13 protein-coding genes and 1 other RNA gene are annotated in these 16853 nt (G+C 71.2%); 5 read left to right on the top strand and 9 right to left on the bottom strand.

Annotation, left to right across the window (positions count from 1 at the left end):
- The first annotated feature begins 122 nt into the window (after positions 1-122).
- Positions 123-2342, top strand: a complete 2220-nt coding sequence (locus tag B7K22_RS08345; RefSeq protein ID WP_144276310.1) for a hypothetical protein — start codon at positions 123-125, stop codon at positions 2340-2342.
- A gap of 89 nt (positions 2343-2431) precedes the next feature.
- On the opposite strand, the gene ssrA is transcribed toward B7K22_RS08345, so the two are convergent.
- Positions 2432-2799: a transfer-messenger RNA gene (ssrA, locus tag B7K22_RS08340) on the bottom strand.
- Positions 2800-2886: 87 nt separating this feature from the next.
- The gene (locus tag B7K22_RS08335; RefSeq protein WP_084039455.1) at positions 2887-3447 is read right to left on the bottom strand and encodes a TetR/AcrR family transcriptional regulator; all 561 of its coding nucleotides are present in this window, start codon (positions 3445-3447) and stop codon (positions 2887-2889) included.
- A gap of 136 nt (positions 3448-3583) precedes the next feature.
- Here B7K22_RS08335 and B7K22_RS08330 point away from each other — a divergent pair, with 136 nt between their 5' ends.
- From B7K22_RS08330 to B7K22_RS08320, 3 genes are all read left to right on the top strand, one after another.
- On the top strand, positions 3584-6226 hold the full coding sequence (locus B7K22_RS08330; RefSeq protein WP_084039454.1) for an MMPL family transporter: 2643 nt from the start codon (positions 3584-3586) through the stop codon (positions 6224-6226).
- 22 nt (positions 6227-6248) lie between these two features.
- A complete protein-coding gene (locus B7K22_RS08325) occupies positions 6249-7217 on the top strand; it encodes a serine hydrolase (protein WP_084039453.1) in 969 nt (322 codons plus the stop codon).
- A gap of 122 nt (positions 7218-7339) precedes the next feature.
- On the top strand, positions 7340-9232 hold the full coding sequence (locus B7K22_RS08320; protein WP_084039452.1) for an HNH endonuclease signature motif containing protein: 1893 nt from the start codon (positions 7340-7342) through the stop codon (positions 9230-9232).
- Between the two features lie 48 nt (positions 9233-9280).
- Here B7K22_RS08320 and smpB read toward each other — a convergent pair whose 3' ends face one another.
- The 5 genes from smpB to prfB all read right to left on the bottom strand — a co-directional run bounded on the left by smpB (position 9281) and on the right by prfB (position 14096).
- The gene (gene smpB, locus B7K22_RS08315) at positions 9281-9745 is read right to left on the bottom strand and encodes an SsrA-binding protein SmpB (RefSeq protein ID WP_084039451.1); all 465 of its coding nucleotides are present in this window, start codon (positions 9743-9745) and stop codon (positions 9281-9283) included.
- Between the two features lie 101 nt (positions 9746-9846).
- A complete protein-coding gene (locus tag B7K22_RS08310; RefSeq protein WP_084039450.1) occupies positions 9847-11190 on the bottom strand; it encodes a M23 family metallopeptidase in 1344 nt (447 codons plus the stop codon).
- Positions 11187-12098: a permease-like cell division protein FtsX gene (ftsX, locus tag B7K22_RS08305; protein WP_084039449.1), complete on the bottom strand. Its 912-nt coding sequence runs from the start codon at positions 12096-12098 to the stop codon at positions 11187-11189. Before ftsX ends, B7K22_RS08310 begins: the two co-directional genes overlap by 4 nt.
- On the bottom strand, positions 12098-12790 hold the full coding sequence (gene ftsE, locus B7K22_RS08300; RefSeq protein WP_084039448.1) for a cell division ATP-binding protein FtsE: 693 nt from the start codon (positions 12788-12790) through the stop codon (positions 12098-12100). The genes ftsX and ftsE overlap by 1 nt, the downstream gene beginning before the upstream one ends.
- A gap of 193 nt (positions 12791-12983) precedes the next feature.
- The gene (prfB, locus tag B7K22_RS08295; protein ID WP_084039447.1) at positions 12984-14096 is read right to left on the bottom strand and encodes a peptide chain release factor 2; all 1113 of its coding nucleotides are present in this window, start codon (positions 14094-14096) and stop codon (positions 12984-12986) included.
- Positions 14097-14185: 89 nt separating this feature from the next.
- Here prfB and B7K22_RS08290 point away from each other — a divergent pair, with 89 nt between their 5' ends.
- A complete protein-coding gene (locus B7K22_RS08290; RefSeq protein WP_084039446.1) occupies positions 14186-15667 on the top strand; it encodes an ion channel protein in 1482 nt (493 codons plus the stop codon).
- Between the two features lie 118 nt (positions 15668-15785).
- Here B7K22_RS08290 and B7K22_RS08285 read toward each other — a convergent pair whose 3' ends face one another.
- Complete coding sequence (locus B7K22_RS08285) at positions 15786-15998, bottom strand: hypothetical protein (RefSeq protein WP_084039445.1); 213 nt, start codon at positions 15996-15998, stop codon at positions 15786-15788.
- Positions 15999-16239: 241 nt separating this feature from the next.
- The gene (locus B7K22_RS12460; RefSeq protein WP_371327669.1) at positions 16240-16836 is read right to left on the bottom strand and encodes a pilus assembly protein TadG-related protein; all 597 of its coding nucleotides are present in this window, start codon (positions 16834-16836) and stop codon (positions 16240-16242) included.
- Positions 16837-16853: the final 17 nt, after the last annotated feature.

Below are 16853 nucleotides of genomic sequence, written 5' to 3'. Positions count from 1 at the left end.
CCACGCTACCTCCCGACGCTCACGTCATCCCACCGTGCGGGCCGCGGCCAGGTGTGCTCGAATGGGTGCCGTTCGCGCTCGCCTTCGAGTGCGCACCTCATCTCACGCCTGGGGGATCCGTCATGGCCATGTTGCCGCGTACCGCCGTGGTGGTCGTCCACGGCATCGGCGAGCAGGAGCCGCTCGACACGCTGCTGTCGTTCGTGGGACGCGGCGCGGATCCGGCCCAGGCGCGCAGCGCGGCCCCCGCTCCCCTGCGGGAGAACGCCGCGCGAGACGCGGGGGTGATCGACGGCCGCGACGGCGTGGTGGACGCGACGGCCGGCCTGCGCCGCTTCGTGCTTCCCGACCGGCTCGCAGGGACGTCGTTCGGTCGCATCGTGAGCGTCGACATGCGGCAGCGGATCGAGGACGTCGAAGGACTCGAGGATGCGGAGCCGCGCAGCTGGTCGCGCACCACCCACTTCTACGAGTACTACTGGGCGTACCGCTTCCGCGACACCGCATGGCGGCACCTGCCATCGTTCGTGCTCAAGCTGATCGCGGCCGATCGGGCGGGGCTCGAGGACGGCTTCATGAAGACCTACGGGCCCGGGCCCGATCACCGCGTGTCGTCCGGGGTGGACCGCCTGGCCAGGATCCTGGGGATGGCCTTCGCCGTCGTCACGGGCGTGATCGCCGCGTTCGTCGCCGCCCTGGCGACGTCGGGCGCGCACCCGGGACTCATCGTCGCCGGGAGCGCTGTCGCCGCGGTCGGCGCGCTGACCGCCGTGACGATCTCCCAGTTCGCGGGCGTCCTCACCACCGTCAGGACGCTGCTGCTCGTCGGGCTCTGCGCCGCGGTGGGGTTCGTCGTGGGAGCGGTGTTCGTCGGCCAGCCGGTGGCGGCGATCGCGTGCGGCGCGGCGGCGGGAGTGCTCGTGGTGGCCGCGATCGCGAGCGCCGTGGCGTGGCGGGTGCGGCTCGCGGTGCCCATGGCCCTCGCGGTCGCCGCGGTCGCGCTCGCCGTGGCCGCCACCAACCTCGGGAGTCCCGATAGGGGCGAGATGTGGGGCGCGCTCGCGGGCGCCCAGTCGCTGCTGGGCGCGATCATTCCGGTGCTGACCGTCGTCGCAGGTGGCTTCGCGCTGGGCAGCTTGGGCGATGCTGCCCGGTACCTGTCGAGCAAGCCCGACAACATCAGCGAGCGCGAGAACATCCGCAAGGGCCTGGTCGACCTCCTCACCACCATCGCCGAGGATCGCGACGCCGTGACGCAGCGTCACCGCTACGACCGAATCGTCCTCGTAGGCCACAGCCTGGGCACCGTGATCGCCGCCGACGCACTCCACGCCTACTGGAACACCGTCGCCCCCGACGTGGAGATCCCGCTGTCGGGCGTCCCGCTCGACGACGGCGACGGCGAGTCCGTCGGGCCGTATGAGGCGGCGGTGCGGCGGGTCGAGCGCCACGTCGTGACGGATGCGACCCTCGAGGAGGCCGCGGCCGACCGCGCGACGCTGAGCGAGGCGCTGCGCTCGCCGCAGCGCCTCGAGGACGGCGCCGCCATCCGATCGGGACGGTGGATCGTCAGCGACCTCGTCACGCTCGCATGCCCCCTCACGCACGCGGAGATCCTGGTGACCTCGGGATCCGAGGCCTTCGCCGAGGCCAAGGTCGACAGATTCGTCGCGACGGCTCCGCCGCAGCCCCAGCGCACCCAGTCCGCCCGCCGCGACCACCCGCTGCGGTACAAGGTGTGGACGGGCGTGCGAGGCGAGGACACCTCGCGCCTCCACCAGTCCGCGCTCTTCGCGAGCACGTCGTGGACCAACATGTACTTCACCCACGACCTGGTGGGAGGCGGGCTCGCGTCGCGGTTCGGCTCCTGGGTGCGCGACGTTCCGCTCGGCGCGCGCCCTGCGACCTTCGGGCAGTTCCTGCGCGCCTACCCCCACAGCTCCTACTGGGGGCCGGTGTCGATGGGACTCAAGGCTGGGAGGGACCGGGTGCTCGCCGCCGTCGACCAGCTGTGCCTGCCGCGCGACGCGGTGCTGATGGTGTTCGAGGAGGCACGAGGCAGCGGCGCGCTCGAGGCGTTCGTCAGCGACTTCCGCGCTCTCGACATGCCTCCCGCCGCCGTGCACGAGCCAGCGCTCGAGGTGCGCGTGCTGATGCCGGTCGCGGACGAGATCGCCCCTGCGCAGCCGCGCCAGGACTGGCTGTGGGTCGAGCGGTCGGCGCGCGTGCGTCGCGAGGATGCCGGCGCGATCGCCGACCTCGCGCGCTCCCACGGCCTGCAGATGCGGCGCGGCGTGGCCTCCGTGGGCGACGAGGCCGACGCGGAGGACGCGAGCGAGTAGCGGGCGCTCACGCCGCATCGGCACACAGAAGGGCCGCCGTCGGCCGCGCGGGCTGACGGCGGCCTCTCGGTCACCTAACAGGGATGAAAGCGTGGAGATGGCGGGAATCGAACCCGCGTCCGCGCGTACGTCGACAGGTCTTCTCCGGGCGCAGTCTGAATGCTCAGTGTCTCGGACCCGCACGACCTTCAGACAAGCTGTGCGATAGCCCCAGTCGCCTGAGAGTCCCCCACCGCCCGGCGACGAGGCGGTGGAGCAAGTTCCCTAGATGACGCCAGGAACCAGGACGGGAACTAGCCTGGGCTGACGGACTTCGGGGCTCGCTTAGGCAGCGAGGGCGAAGTCGGTGCGCTTGGAATCGGCACCTATTGGTTTGCCACGAGCGTTAACGAGATAACGTGACGTCCTCGGCCCGCTTCCCCTGAGGAAAGCACACACGTCGAAACCGATCATCCCCTGTGCAGTTGTGCCTCCATTGTACGCGGGGTGAGGGGCACGGGACAACGGCCGATGCGCGGGCTCGGTCGCCCCGGTCGCGCGCGCGTCACGCGGTGGGCGGCTCGACAGGCGGGCCGAGCACGACCGCCATCACCCACCCGGCCACGATGGCCGGCGACTCGCGAGGCTCACGCTCGAGCCACGCCCCGAGCACCCCGACGATCGACCCGGCCACACCGGCGGCGATCACGTCCGTGGGAACCTCCCGCTGGGGGCGCGGAGACCCGTCGACCACGTCGCGCACCGCGACCCGAACGTGCTCGCGGAGCCGCGCGAGCACCACGCCGTATCCCGGCTCGAGGAAGACGCGCGCATAGAGCGCGGCGTGGGCGTCGACGTGGGCGAGGAAGTCGACAAGGACCTTCGGCGGCTCGTCTGACCAGTGGTCGATGCCCTCCAGGTCAGCACCGGCCTCCGCCGCCACGGCGTCGAGCGCATCGGCCAGCAGGGTCTCCTTGTCGGAGTAGTGCTGGTAGAAGGTCGAGCGGTTAATGCCGGCGCGCTCGGCGATGTCGCCGATGGACACGTCATCGATGCCGCGCTCGCGAGCGAGCGCGAAGAGCGCCTGCTGCAGGCTGCGGCGCGTCCGCACCACTCTCGCGTCCATGCGGCCCAGTCTGCCACCGCATCGGCCCTCCGAGCACTACTTAGCCAACACGTGTTGGATAAGTTGCGCGCCGTCGCTAGACTTGCTGCAGGCACCGACGCCCCTCCCACCACACCACGCCCGAAAGGCAGCTCTCGTGGCACACCTGCTCTACAGGCTGGGGCGCGCATCGTCCCTCCGCCCCCTCGCCGTCGTCCTCGTCTGGGTCATCGCCCTGGCCGCAGCAGGCGGCTCCTTCGTCGCGTTCGGCGGCAAGCTCACCGACAGCTTCTCGATCCCCGGGCTCGAGACCGAGCGCGTCACCGACGAGCTCGCCGACGAGATCCCCGGGCTCGACGGCGGCACGGGTCGGGTCGTGTTCGCCACGGAGGACGGCGCGCCCTTCACCGAGGAGCAGCAGGCGCAGATCAGCGAGGCTCTCGCCGCGCTGCCCGGCTCGCACGAGGTCGACAGCGTCATCGACCCCTTCGAGCAGCAGGCCTCCCGCGAGGAGCAGGCCGCGCAGATGGAGGCCGCGCCGCAGCAGATCGAGGACGGGCGCGCGCAGCTCGACGCCGCCGAGGCCGAGTTGGAGGCGGGCCAGGAGCAGCTCGACGCGGGACTCGCGCAGCTCGAGCAGGGTCAGGAGCAGCTCGACGCCGCGATCGCGCAGGCGCAGGCGGCCGGCCAGTACGAGGCCGCGCAGGCGCAGTTCGACGCCCAGCAGGCCCAGATCGACGAGCAGCGCGCCCAGCTCGAGGCCTCCCAGGCCGAGCTCGAGGCAGGGCGCGAGGAGGTCGAGACAGGCCGAGCCGAGCTCGCCGCGCAGGAGCAGCAGCTCGAGCTGGGCGCGCAGCTTGCGGAGAACGCCGCCGTGCTGCAGACCGTGTCAGAGGACGGCGCCACCGCCCTCGCCGCCGTCCGGTTCGCGATCCCCGTGTTCGAGGTCCCGCAGCCCGACAAGGACGCCATCATGGAGGAGCTGCGCGGCGCCGACATCGACGGCGTCGAGGTCAACTTCTCCGCCGACTTCGACACGAGCGTCGAGGGCCTGCTGGGCGTGGGCGAGATCGTCGGCGTCATGCTCGCCTTCGCCGTGCTCCTCATCATGATGCGGGCGATCCTGCCCGCCCTCCAGCCCATCGTGACGTCGGTCATCGGCGTCGGGGTGGGGGTGGCGGCGTCGCTCGCGTTCTCCGGCACCGTCGACATGCAGTCGGTCACCCCCGTGCTGGGCGTGATGCTCGCGCTCGCGGTCGGCATCGACTACTCGCTCTTCATCGTCAACCGCCACCGCACGCAGCTCGCGCGCGGGATGCACCTGAACGAGTCGATCGGCCTCGCCAACGGCACGTCGGGCAACGCCGTCGTGTTCGCCGGCGCGACCGTCATCGTCGCCCTGCTCGCGCTCAACGTCACCGGCATTCCCTTCCTGGGCGTGATGGGCACGGTCGCCGCGTTCTGCGTGCTGGTCGCCGTGCTCGCTGCGGTGACCCTCACTCCTGCGCTGCTGGGCTGGATGGGCGACCGGGTGCTCTCGCGCAAGGCGCGAGCCCGCAAGGGCGCCCCTGAGCACCGCGAGCCCGAGGCCAAGCCCATGGGCACCGGCCGCGCCATCGTGTCCGCGCTCGTCGCCGCCGTGGCGCTCGCCGTCATCGCGATCCCCTCGTTCTCGATGCGCCTGGGACTTCCCGACGGCACTCAGGAGCCCGAGGACTCGACGCAGTACATCGCGTACACCACCATCGACGAGGAGTTCGGCGAGGGTCTCAACGGCACCCTGCTCGTCACCGCGCGCCTCCCCGAGGCCGTGGCCGAGGAGGACGAGCTCGCCGCCCAGGTCGCTCTCGAGAACACGATCATGGAGACCGAGTCCGTCGCGGGCGTGGCACCCGCAGGCGTCTCCGCGGATCGCGACTACTTCGCCTTCCAGGTGATCCCCACGGAGGGTCCGGCCTCCGAGTCCACCGAGCAGCTGGTCCACGACCTGCGGGCGCTGTCCCCCCTGGACGAGCCCGGCGACGTCGAGGGCGTCGACATCTCCGGCGCGACCGTCGGCGTCGCGGGCGAGGCCAGCGGCAACATCGACCTGTCGGAGAAGCTCGACGAGACGCTGCCCGTCTACCTCGCCGTGGTGGTGGGCCTGTCCGTGATCATCCTCATCGTCGTGTTCCGCTCGCTCCTGGTGCCGCTGGTCGCGACCGCCGGCTTCGTCCTCTCGCTGTTTGCGGCGTTCGGAGCCGTCACGGCCGTCTACCAGTGGGGCTGGCTCGGAGGCGTATTCGGCGTGCACAGCCCGGGTCCCATCCTGAGCTTCCTGCCCATCATGCTCACCGGCATCCTGTTCGGCCTCGCGATGGACTACCAGCTGTTCATCACCACCGGCATGCGGGAGGCGTTCGTCCACGGCAGCTCGGCGCGCGCATCGGTGATGATCGGGCTGCGCCACGGCCGAGCGGTCGTCACCGCGGCCGCGATCATCATGGCCTCCGTGTTCGGCGGCTTCGTGTTCTCGCACATCTCGATGATCCGGCCCATGGGATTCGGCCTCGCCGTGGGCGTCCTGCTCGACGCGTTCGTGGTGCGGATGGTGATCATCCCGGCGATCATGCACCTGCTCGGGAACAGCGCATGGTGGCTGCCGCGGTGGCTCGACCGGCTCCTGCCCAACGTCGACGTGGAGGGCTCGGCGCTCGAGCGGGAGCACCCCGTGCCCGCCGGCGACGCCGCTTCCCAGGCCGACCGCGCGGACGACTCTCCCGAGTCGCAGACCGTCCCCGAGGAGGACGCCAAGTCCTGAGCCGCCTGCCTAGCGTGGTCGCATGAGCATCGATCTCGCCGCGCTCCACCGCTTGCTGCACGCCCGTCACGACCGGGTCCTCCTCGCCGCCACACGCGGCGGCGAGGCCGCGTGGCGGGCGTTCGGCGTTCCCGACAGCGCCGATGCGGAGATCGGCTCGGTCTCGAAGGGCCTCACCGGCCTGCTGTACCGGGACGCGGTCGAGCGCGGCGAGGTGACGGAGGAGACAGCGCTTGGCGAGCTGCTCGGCCGGCCGGAGGCGTCGTACGCGCCGCTCGCCCTTGGGGCGGTCTCCCAGCACCGCTCGGGCCTGCCGCGGCTCCAGCCCCACGGCGGCGAGCGGTCGCAGTGGAGCCGCACCTGGCGGATGTGGAGGCGCGGCGAGAACCCCTACGGCGACACGGTCGCTGAGCTGCTCGACCTGGCCTCTGACGTTCCCGTGGGCAAGCCTCGCTTCTCCTACTCCAACCTCGGATTCGAGCTGTTGGGCGCCGCGCTCGCGCGCCGCGCGGGCCAGCCGTACGGCGCGCTCCTTCGAGAGCGCGTCCTCGAGCCCCTGGGCATGACGGGCACCTACGTTCCGGCCCGTGAGACCGACTTGCGCGCGGGCGCCCTGCGCGGGCGCGCCAAGGGCGGCCGGCCGCACGAGCCGTGGACCGGTGAGGCCATCGGGCCGGCCGGCGGGGTGCGGAGCACCGGGGCCGACCTCGCGGCGCTCCTCCGTGGGCTGGTGTCCGGTTCCGCGCCCGGCGCCTCGGCGCTGCAGCCCGACGCGGACGCCCAGGGCTCGTCGCGCATCGGCGCCGCGTGGATCACCATCGATGACCGCGGCAGCAGCGTGACGTGGCACAACGGCATGACGGGCGGGTTCGCCTCGTTCGTTGGGGTGGATCGGGGGGCCGGGGTGGGGGTCGCGATCGTGTCCGCGACGGCGGCGCGGGTGGACTCCGCGGGCTTCAGGGCGCTCGCCGCGCTCCGCGAGCGCGCGTAGCCGTCGCTGCGCGGCGGGTCGTCGGTCGGAAGCCTGGGGCCGCCCGGGCAGCATCTTCGGCATTGTCGGTCGTCTACCAGGCGATTCCGCGGAGTGTCAGACCTCGATGCTGTGATGGACGCATGACCTCGACCACCGCGCCCGCCTCAGGCGCCGACCCCAAGCCTGGCGCCGATGTGCTGGCACGCGCTCGGGCGGCGCTGGGGTCGGGCGTCGGCCTGGCAGGCGTCGATCTGGACGCCGTGCCGCAGCAGGAGCTGCGCGCGTGGGGCGAGGCGTTGGGGCGCATGCGTCGGGAGCTCGACCTGATGCTCGCGAAGGTGTCATCGGCGCAGGCGCGTCGCTCGACCCAGGCGGACGGTCCCGGCGGCATGGCGCGCAGGAATGGCAAGCCGTCGCCACGCAACCTCATCTCGGGTCAGACCGGCGGCTCCGAGCACGACGCCGGCCGGCTGATCGACGTGGGCGACATGCTGGACGACGCGCGGAAGGCGGGCGAGGCGCCCGGCGCTGCCGCCCCGCCTGCTGGCGATGAGGAGCCGACGCAGCCTGTGCCCGGACGCGACGACGGCGGTGCGGCACCCGTCGTGCCTGCGGAGGCCGCCGGGCCGCGCTTCCACGTGCTGTGCGAGGCCGTGGAGGCCGCGGATGTGTCGATCGAGGCCGCCGCGCTCATCACTCGCACGCTCACGAGCGTCTGGGAGACCACCGACCGGGCAGTGTGGCTGCGCGCGGAGCGGGAGCTCGTCGCCAAGGCCACGCTGCTCAGCCTCAAGCAGCTCTCGCGGGTGGTCCGCCAGATGGAGGCGAATCTGGACCGTTCCGGTGTCGAGCAGCGCGAACGCGTGCAGCACGCCGCCCGCTACCTCCACATGAGCGAGGACGATGCCGGGATGGTCTCCATCAACGGGCGCCTCGACATCGAGACCGCCGCCCCCATCAAGACCGTGCTGGATGCGCTCGTCGCCAAGTCCCTGCAGGCCAAGCGCGACCGCGCCGGCGTCACCGTGGATGAGCGCACCGTGCCCCAGATGCGAGCCGACGCGCTGGCGATCGTCGCCCGCCACATGATCGGCGTCGACGACAGCGTCCTGCCCCGGTCCGCGGTCACCGTGGTGGTCCGCACGCAAGCCGCCGACGCCGTCGACGCTATCGACGCTGCCGGGCGGGGTCAGACATCTGACGGCGTGGCCAGCGTGGACGGCTTCGGTCAGCCCGTCTCGGCGTCCACCGCGCGACGCATCGCCGGCGACGGCACCATCGTGCCGGTCACGTTGACCGCGGACTCCGCTGTGCTGGACCTGGGCCGAGACCGGCGGTCGTTCACCCGCGATCAGCGACTCGCGCTGGTGGAGCGGGACGGTGGCTGCGCGATGTGCGGCGCGCCGCCGTCGTGGTGCGAGGCCCACCACATTCGTGCCTGGGGCGAGGCCGGCCGCACCGACCTGGACAACGGCCTGCTCCTGTGCACGCGATGTCACCACGACCTGCACCGCCAAGGCTGGCTCGTCGACGCCACCCCCACGCAGGTGTGGTTCACCCCGCCGGCGACCATCGACCCCGAACGCCGTCGGCGGCCCGGCGGACGTATGCTCCACAATCACGTGCCGCTCACCGCCGCCTCCCTCGATGCACTCGAGCGGGCGGGCCGCGATGCCACCGGCGCCGCGGCAAGCCGACGTCACTCCACCACGCACGCGGCCAGTCCCGTCGATCGCACGCGCGAGGACCGACGGGAGAGCTCTGCTGCCGGCCCGCAGCCGGACGTGCCCGGTGGGCACGCGACGCACGGTGGCCGGGAGAGCTCCGCGCAGGGCCGCCCTGATGCCGCGGGCTCGGCGTCGCAGGGCGAGCACGGCACGGCGGGAGCCCAGGGCCGCCTGCTGCACCGGGCGTCGGCGCCGTGCGTGGTCGGTCGTCCTGAGGGGCGGCACGGGAGATCTCGGCGCGGGCGACGTGACCGAGAACGGTCCGCGCTCGAGGACCGGGTGCGGCGTTCGCTCGCCGCGCTCTGACGCATCGTGGCGTCACGACGTGGCGAACCGTCGTCCGTGGCGCAGAGACTAGTGAGCCTGGCGCAGGCTCATGGCGCGCTCAGCCTCGCGCGTGTCCTGCTTCTCCCGCAGTGCCTGGCGCTTGTCGTAGTGCTTCTTTCCCCGGCCGATGCCGATCTCGATCTTCGCGCGGCCCTTCACGAAGTACAGCCGCAGCGGCACGATCGTGAAGCCCTTCTCGCGCGTCTTGATCATCAGCTCGTCGATCTCGGCATGATGCATCAGCAGCTTGCGCTTGCGCCGCGGCGTGTGGTTGGTCCAGGTGCCCTGCACGTACTCAGGGATGTGGACGTTCTCGAGCCACGCCTCGCCCCGGTCGACGTGGATGTACCCGTCGCCGATCGACGCGCGCCCCATGCGCAGCGCCTTCACCTCGGTGCCGCGCAGCACCAGGCCCGCCTCATAGGTCTTGTCGATGAAGTAGTCGTGGCGTGCAGCGCGGTTGCTCGCGATCACCTTGAGCTCGTCAGCCATGACTCACCTCCTCGACCGTCATCGTTCCTGTCATGCACAGACGCGAGGTACGAGTGTAGGCGATGAGCGCATCGGCGCCGTGCCGCGGCCCAGGAGCGGCGCTACGGCAGGTAGCCCATCGGGTTCTTCACCACGCCGTCGATGTACACCTCGAAGTGGAGGTGGCATGCGGTCGACGAGCCGGTGTTGCCCGAATAGCCCACCACATCTCCGCGGGCGACGGTCTGCCCCGAGCTCACTGCGAAGCGCGACAGGTGGTTGTAGTTGGTGATGACGGACTTGCCGTTGACATACCCGTGGTCGATCAGCACCTGATTGCCGTAGCCCGGCTGCCAGGTGGCCCACTCGACCTTGCCCGACGCCGCGGCGTAGATGGGCGTGCCGCAGTAGGCGCGGAAGTCGGTGCCGGCGTGCAGCTTGCGATAGCCGTAGATGGGGTGGACGCGGTAGCCGAAGTTCGACGTGATGTAGACGTTCTTGGTGGGGTAGGCGAGCGTCCCCTTGCCCAGCCTGCCCTGAGCGGCGAGAGCGGCCCGGCGCTCCCTCTCCTCGGCAGCGGACTTCTTCTCGACCAGGTCGAGCACCTTCGAGCGCAGCCGCTCCTGCAGGCGCTCGTTCTCCTCCTGCTGCCGGATGAATGCCTCGCGCTGCGACTCGAGGTAGCGCCGCAGCTCCTCCTGCTCGTCGAGCAGGCCCTGGACCGCGGTCTTCTTGTCCTCGGCGATGTCGCGCAGGCCCTCGAGCTCGACGACGAGCGCATCGGCCTGCGCCTTGAGCTCAGCGATGTACTCGCGCACGGCTGCCTGCCGCTCCCCGCGATGCCTGTTGCCGGCGGCGATCTCGTCGAGCTCCGCGAGCGTGTGCGCCTGGACACGGGCCGCAGAGTCCTGGGCGGTGAACTCGTCGACCACCTCGCGCGTGTCGGAGGAGCCGAACACGATGTCGAGGCTCGACGAGCCGTCGCCGCCCTTGTAGGTCTCGCGAGCGATCGCGGCGACCAGCAACTCGAGCTCGGCTGTGCGCTCGGCGTCCTCCTCGACCTGCTCGGTGATGGCCTCGTCCTGCGCCGTGGCGGCCTCGAGCTTGTCCGCAACGATGCCCTGCTCCACGATCGCCGCCTCGACCTTCTGGTTGGCGGCCTCGAGCTCCGCCTGCGCCGTCTCGAGCTGGCCCTGAAGCTCGCGCAGCTTCGCGTCCGCCTCCACGATCTTGGCGTCCGTGGTCTCCAAGGCCGTCTCGAGCTCCTCGGAGCGGCGCGCCGCCGCCTCGCGCTCCCTCTCGGTCTTGTCGATCTGGTCCTGGTAGTCGTCGGAGGACGGCTTGTCCGCCGCCGCGAGCTGCGAGCCGCTCACGGCGGTGGCCGCGCCCACGGCATAGCCGGACATGACCGCGACCACGAGGATGGCGGCGACGGTGAGGATCAGTCTGCGAGTGCCCGCGATCATGCCTTCGTGTACCTCCCGAGCGTCGCGAACGACGCGACGCCTGCGAGTCCGACGGCGATCACCAGCAGCCAGGGTGCGACGGTCCAGACGTCCTCGCGTCCCACGTAGTCGACCCACGCGATCGACCCCGTCAGCCAGTCCTCGATGAGATAGCGCGCCGCGAGCCACAGTCCGGTGATCGCGAGCAGCGCGCCCGCGGTGGCGGCGACGGCGCCCTCGAGCACGAAGGGCATCTGGATCAGGCTCTTCGAGGATCCGACCATGCGCATGATCGTGGTCTCGCGCCTGCGGCTGAGGGCGGACAGCCTGATGGTGGTGGTGATGAGCAGGACGGCGGCGAGCATCATCACCGCCGCGAGTCCAGCGGCCACGAAGGTCGCCGCGTTGAGGAACATGAAGAGGTTGTCGAACACCTCGCGCTGGTCCTTGACCTCCTCGACGCCGTCGAGTCCCGAGGTCGCGTCCGCCACCACCTGGAACTGCTCAGGATCGGTGAGCTTCACACGGAACGCTGGGCCCAGATCCTCGGCCTCGAGCTGCGAGTACACGCCGGTGTCGTCTGCGGCGACGATGTTCTCGTGCATCTCCTCGCGCGTCTCGTAGTAGACCTCGTCCACCAGGTCCGCGACGGAGCCCTCCTCGAGCACCGCGCGGATGTCAGCCTCCTGCTGGGCCGTGACGGCGCCGCCCGCGCACTGCTCGTACAGCGAGTTGGGCGGGCACATGAAGATCGACACCTCGACGCGGCCGTACCAGGCGTCCTTGAGCTGCTGCACCTGCATCTGCGTCAGCACCGCGGCACCGACGAACGTGAGCGACACGAACGTGACCAGCACCACGGACAGCGCCATCGTGGAGTTGCGTCGCAGGCCGTTGGCGACCTCGCCCAGGATGAATCGCAGCCGCATCAGACCGTCTCCAGCCCGTAGACGCCGCGGTCCTGGTCGCGGACCAGATGTCCGCCCTTGAGCTCGATCACGCGCTTGCGCATCTGGTCGACGATCTCGTCGTCGTGCGTCGCCATGAGCACCGTGGTGCCCGTGCGATTGATGCGGTCGAGCAGGCGCATGATGCCCACCGACGTGCCGGGGTCGAGGTTGCCGGTGGGCTCGTCGCACAGGAGGATCGGCGGGCGGTTGACGAAGGCGCGCGCGATGGCCACGCGCTGCTGCTCTCCGCCGGACAGCTCGTGCGGCAGGCGCCGCTCCTTGCCCGCGAGTCCCACGAGCTCGAGCATCTCGGGCACGTTCTGGTCGATCTCGCGGCGGTTCTTGCCGATCACCTGCAGCGCGAAGGCGACATTCTGGTAGACCGTCTTGTTGGGGAGCAGCCGGAAGTCCTGGAAGACCGCGCCGATCTCGCGACGCAGGTGCGGCACGCGCCAGCTCGACAGCCGGTTGAGGTGGCGTCCGGCCACGTAGACCTCGCCCACGGTGGGGCGCTCCTCGCGCAGGATCAGCTTGAGGAACGTGGACTTGCCGGACCCGGAGGAGCCCACGAGGAACACGAAGTCGCCTCGCTCGATCTCCACCGAGACGTTGTCGAGCGCAGGCCGTGCACCGCGGGTGTAGACCTTGCTGACGTTGTCGAGTCGAATCATGCTTCCGGGCGCGGGGGGTCGGACCCGCGCTTCCTGCAGAGTATGAAGCCTGCGCGGTCTACTATCGCAGGCGCGCCGGGGCCTCCCTGCGACATGGATCACACGTCCACAGGCCGGCACGGAGCGCCGATGCGCGGGTGGCGGCACGTTCGTCCGTCACCGCCGGCGGGATACCAGGAGGTTCGCGCGCCGACTAGTCCTGCGCCGCCTGCTGCTGGCGGCGCCAGCGGATGCCGGCGTCGATGAATCCGTCGAGGTCGCCGTCGAACACCACCTGCGGATTGCCCACCTCGTACCCGGTGCGCAGGTCCTTGACGAGCTGCTGGCCGTACAGGAAGTAGGAGCGCATCTGGTCACCCCAGGATGCCTTGATGTCGCCCGCGAGCTCCTTCTTCTGGGCTGCCTCCTCCTCCTTCTTGAGCAGCAGCAGCCTGGACTGCAGCACGCGCATGGCGGCCGCGCGGTTCTGGATCTGGCTCTTCTCGTCCTGCATCGACACCACGATGCCCGTCGGCAGGTGGGTCAGGCGCACCGCGGAGTCCGTCGTGTTGACCGACTGGCCGCCAGGACCCGAGGACCGGAACACGTCGACCTTGATGTCGGCCTCCGCGACCTCGATGTGGTCGGTGGACTCGATCTGCGGGATCACCTCGACCGCCGCGAAGCTGGTCTGGCGCTTGTCGGCGGAGCCGAAGGGGCTGATGCGCGCCAGGCGGTGCGTGCCCGCCTCGACCGACAGCGTGCCGAACGCGTAGGGCGCATTGACCTCGAAGGTCGCTGACTTGATGCCGGCGCCCTCTGCGTAGGAGGTGTCGAGCACCTTGGTGCCGTGTCCGTGGCGCTCGGCCCAGCGCAGGTACATGCGCAGCAGCATCTCGGCGAAGTCGGTGGCGTCGTCACCGCCGGCGCCCGAGCGAATGGTGACCACCGCGTTCCGCTCGTCCCACTCGCCGGTCATGAGCGTCCTGACCTCCATGGCGGACAGGTCCGCGCGCAGCTTGTCGAGCTCCGCATCGGCCTCCGCGAGAGTGTCCTCGTCCTCGCCCTCGACGCCCAGCTCGACGAGCACCTCGAGGTCGTCGATGCGCCCGCCCATCGCGGTGAGTCGGTCGAGCTCGGCCTTGGTCGCCGACAGCGCGCTCGTCACCTTCTGCGCATTCTCCTGGTCGTCCCACAGGTCCGGCGCGGCGGCCTGCTGCTCGAGGTCGGCGAGCTTCGCGCGCAGGGCGTCCGGGTCGCTCACCGCCTCAATCTGAGTGAAGGTCGCGCGCAGCGCGGAGATCTCTGCTGTGAAGTCGGTGGCCACGGCGGTCAAGTCTAATGGCCGATACAAGGAAGGGGTCCGTCGTGCGAGGTGCCAGCGCGGATGGGGGCCGACGCTTCTATGCTCGACCCATGAGCGGAGAGCGCGAGCCGGAGCAGCAGGCCGAGCCTGCCCCGAGTCGAACCGAGGCGGAGGGCGCGACGCCCGTGACGGCCACCGGCGACCTCCGTCGCAGCGAGGAGGCCGCGACGCAGGCTGGCACGGCGCAGGCTGGCACGGCGCAGGCTGACACGGTGCAGCGCGAGTCCGTCCACGACGGAGAGGTCCGTCATCGGTCCGTGCAGCGCACGCTGATCTCCCTCACCGCTCCCGCCCTGCTCATCGGCGTGTTCACCGGAGTGCTCTTGTGGGGCATCGACGAGGTCGCCCACGAGCTCGAGATCGTGCTGTGGGACCACCTGCCCTCGTGGGTGGGCGTCGCACCTGACTCCGCGTGGTGGATCATCGGGACGCTCACCGCGACGGGCGCCGCAGTGGGCCTGATCATCCGCTACGCGCCCGGCCACGGCGGTCACGATCCCGCGAAGGTCGAGCTCGTCGCTCCGCCGCTGCCACTGAGTGCGCTGCCAGGAGTCGCCCTCACCCTCATCCTGGGCCTCGCCGGCGGCGTGAGCCTGGGACCCGAGAGCCCCATCATCGCCATCGCCATCGCCATCGCGGTGTGGTTCACGCGCCGCTTCGCCAGGCATGTGACGGTCGAGATGGCGCTCATGATGGCCGCCGCCGGCATGCTGGGCGCGATGTTCGGCTCCCCCGTGGCCGCCGCGCTGCTGCTCACGGAGATGGTCGCCGCCGCGAAGCGTGGAGGCCTGCTGTGGGACCGGCTGTTCGCCCCCGTGGCGGCCGCAGCGGCTGCGGCCCTGACTGCCGACTGGCTCGGCGTCGCCCTCGTCGCCCCGGAGTCACCGGGGCCCGTGAGCCCGACGCTCGAGATCCTGCTGTGGGGCATCGTGGCAGCACTCGGCGCCGCGGTGCTGGGGATCGGCGCCGCGTGGGCGATGCCTCGCCTGTGGCGACTCTTCCGCACCATGCGCACCCCGGTGCTGTATGCGACCATCGGTGGCCTCGTGCTGGGCATCCTGGGCGCGGTCGGCGGGCCGATCACGCTGTTCAAGGGCGCTCAGCAGACGGCCGACCTCGTGAGCCAGGCGGACACCTTCAGCACCGCCCATCTGATCTGGCTCGCGGTCATCAAGACCCTCGCGCTCACCGTCGCCGCGGCCGCCGGCTTCCGTGGCGGGCGCATCTTCCCGGCAGTGTTCATCGGCGCCGCGGCCGGACTCGCGGTGCAGTCGCTGGCGCCCGAGCTGCCCTTGCAGATCGCGCTCGCGTGCGGCGTGCTCGGCGCGGTGCTCGCGATCGGCCGCGACGGCTGGCTCGCGTTGTTCCTCGCGGTCGCGGTGTCGGGCGAGATCGCGCTGCTCGCGGCGCTGTGCATCGTGATGCTCCCGGTGTGGCTGCTGGTCACGGGCGGACCCGAGATGCTGGTCCACGACAAGGAGGACGGCGCCGACCCGCACAATGTCACCGCGAAGGAAGAGCGCATCGACTGACGGACCCGCGCGCAACCGTGCTGGGTGGCGATCCGCGCTGCGCGGCGACGTGCGAGCCTGACCTTGCTGGCTCTCCGGACGGGGCGCGATCGCTGAGCGCCGCACGCACCGTCCGCGACTACTCGCCGTCGTCGGCGTCCTCGTCGTGAGCCTCGTCGAGCTCGTCAACGGCATCGTCGACCGAGTCTTCCACCTCGTCCGCGGCCTCGCTGACCTCGGCGGTGGCCTCATCGACCACGTCGCCGGCATCGGAGTCACCGCACGCGGAGATGCCCAAGGCGAGCATGGCGGCGACGGTGGCAGCTGAAATGTTCCTGGTCACGGCGGACATGAGTGCTCCTCTCGTTGCGACCCCTGGGGCAACCGAGCGTGCCGAGCGCGCATTCCCCCGGGCGCGCGGTGGCGGGGACGGCGGCGGCCATCCCGGTGCTTCTGACCGCGTCGCGAGCAGCGACGACCCGCATCGGCTCGGACATGGGCACAGTTCGGCGGCGTCGAGAGGGGCCCCGACCACGGGGACGGCCGCCCGCGTGCCTCGCCGCCACCTCTCGCATGGCGCGTCGCTCCTCGGCTCAACTGGCGCGAGCACTGCCCGTCGCGGTCAGGGTGACCGTCCCGCCCGGCAACCACTCCGCGGAGCCCACGAACGGCGCGACCGAACGACTCAGCACCACCTGCACGGTCGCGTCATCCTGGCTCGCGACAGCGATGACGTCGACGTCGTCGACCCACGCGCGCGGATCGTGCTGCGCGAGGCGCTCGGCCACGGACCCTGCCAGGGCGGCGTCGTCGAGGCGGATGGTGCCGCCGGAGAGCTGCGCCTCCACGTACGCGACCTGAAGCGCGTCGGCGAGCGCCGCGACCGCGAGCTCATCGGCGAGGTTCGCGAGCCTCACACGCGCGAGGTGCACCTGCGTCGCACCCACCATGACAGCGATCGCGAGGAGCGCCACGACCATCCATCCCAGGGTGAACAGCGAGACGCTGCCAGCCTCCGGTGCGTCGAGAGCTCGAGCCCGTTGCCTTCGCCGCGCGAGCGCGCCGCGAGTCTGCCTCGGGCACGCAGCGGCCGCGGGGCCGCGCAGCTCGGGCCGCGCCTGCTCGCGCCTGCGTCCCGAGTTCCCACGACGAGCCGTACTCGGCGCGCCACCAGTGCGGGTCGCCCGCACCGTCGGAAACCTCGGCG

The sequence above is a fragment of the Demequina sp. NBRC 110053 genome, from assembly GCF_002090095.1.
Taxonomy (GTDB): Bacteria; Actinomycetota; Actinomycetes; order Actinomycetales; family Demequinaceae; genus Demequina.
Note: the sequence above shows the minus strand (reverse complement) of the source record. Positions and strands in the feature narration are given on the sequence as shown.

What these genes read in the sequence shown, in the direction of transcription:
- B7K22_RS08335 (WP_084039455.1), bottom strand. Translation starts at nt 3,447, where the DNA reads ATGGACGCGAGAGTGGTGCGGACGCGCCGCAGCCTGCAGCAGGCGCTC.
- ftsX (WP_084039449.1), bottom strand. Translation starts at nt 12,098, where the DNA reads ATGCGGCTGCGATTCATCCTGGGCGAGGTCGCCAACGGCCTGCGACGC.
- ftsE (WP_084039448.1), bottom strand. Translation starts at nt 12,790, where the DNA reads ATGATTCGACTCGACAACGTCAGCAAGGTCTACACCCGCGGTGCACGG.
- B7K22_RS08285 (WP_084039445.1), bottom strand. Translation starts at nt 15,998, where the DNA reads ATGTCCGCCGTGACCAGGAACATTTCAGCTGCCACCGTCGCCGCCATG.
- B7K22_RS08325 (WP_084039453.1), top strand. Translation starts at nt 6,249, where the DNA reads ATGAGCATCGATCTCGCCGCGCTCCACCGCTTGCTGCACGCCCGTCAC.
- B7K22_RS08345 (WP_144276310.1), top strand. Translation starts at nt 123, where the DNA reads ATGGCCATGTTGCCGCGTACCGCCGTGGTGGTCGTCCACGGCATCGGC.
- smpB (WP_084039451.1), bottom strand. Translation starts at nt 9,745, where the DNA reads ATGGCTGACGAGCTCAAGGTGATCGCGAGCAACCGCGCTGCACGCCAC.
- B7K22_RS08320 (WP_084039452.1), top strand. Translation starts at nt 7,340, where the DNA reads ATGACCTCGACCACCGCGCCCGCCTCAGGCGCCGACCCCAAGCCTGGC.
- B7K22_RS08290 (WP_084039446.1), top strand. Translation starts at nt 14,186, where the DNA reads ATGAGCGGAGAGCGCGAGCCGGAGCAGCAGGCCGAGCCTGCCCCGAGT.
- B7K22_RS08310 (WP_084039450.1), bottom strand. Translation starts at nt 11,190, where the DNA reads ATGATCGCGGGCACTCGCAGACTGATCCTCACCGTCGCCGCCATCCTC.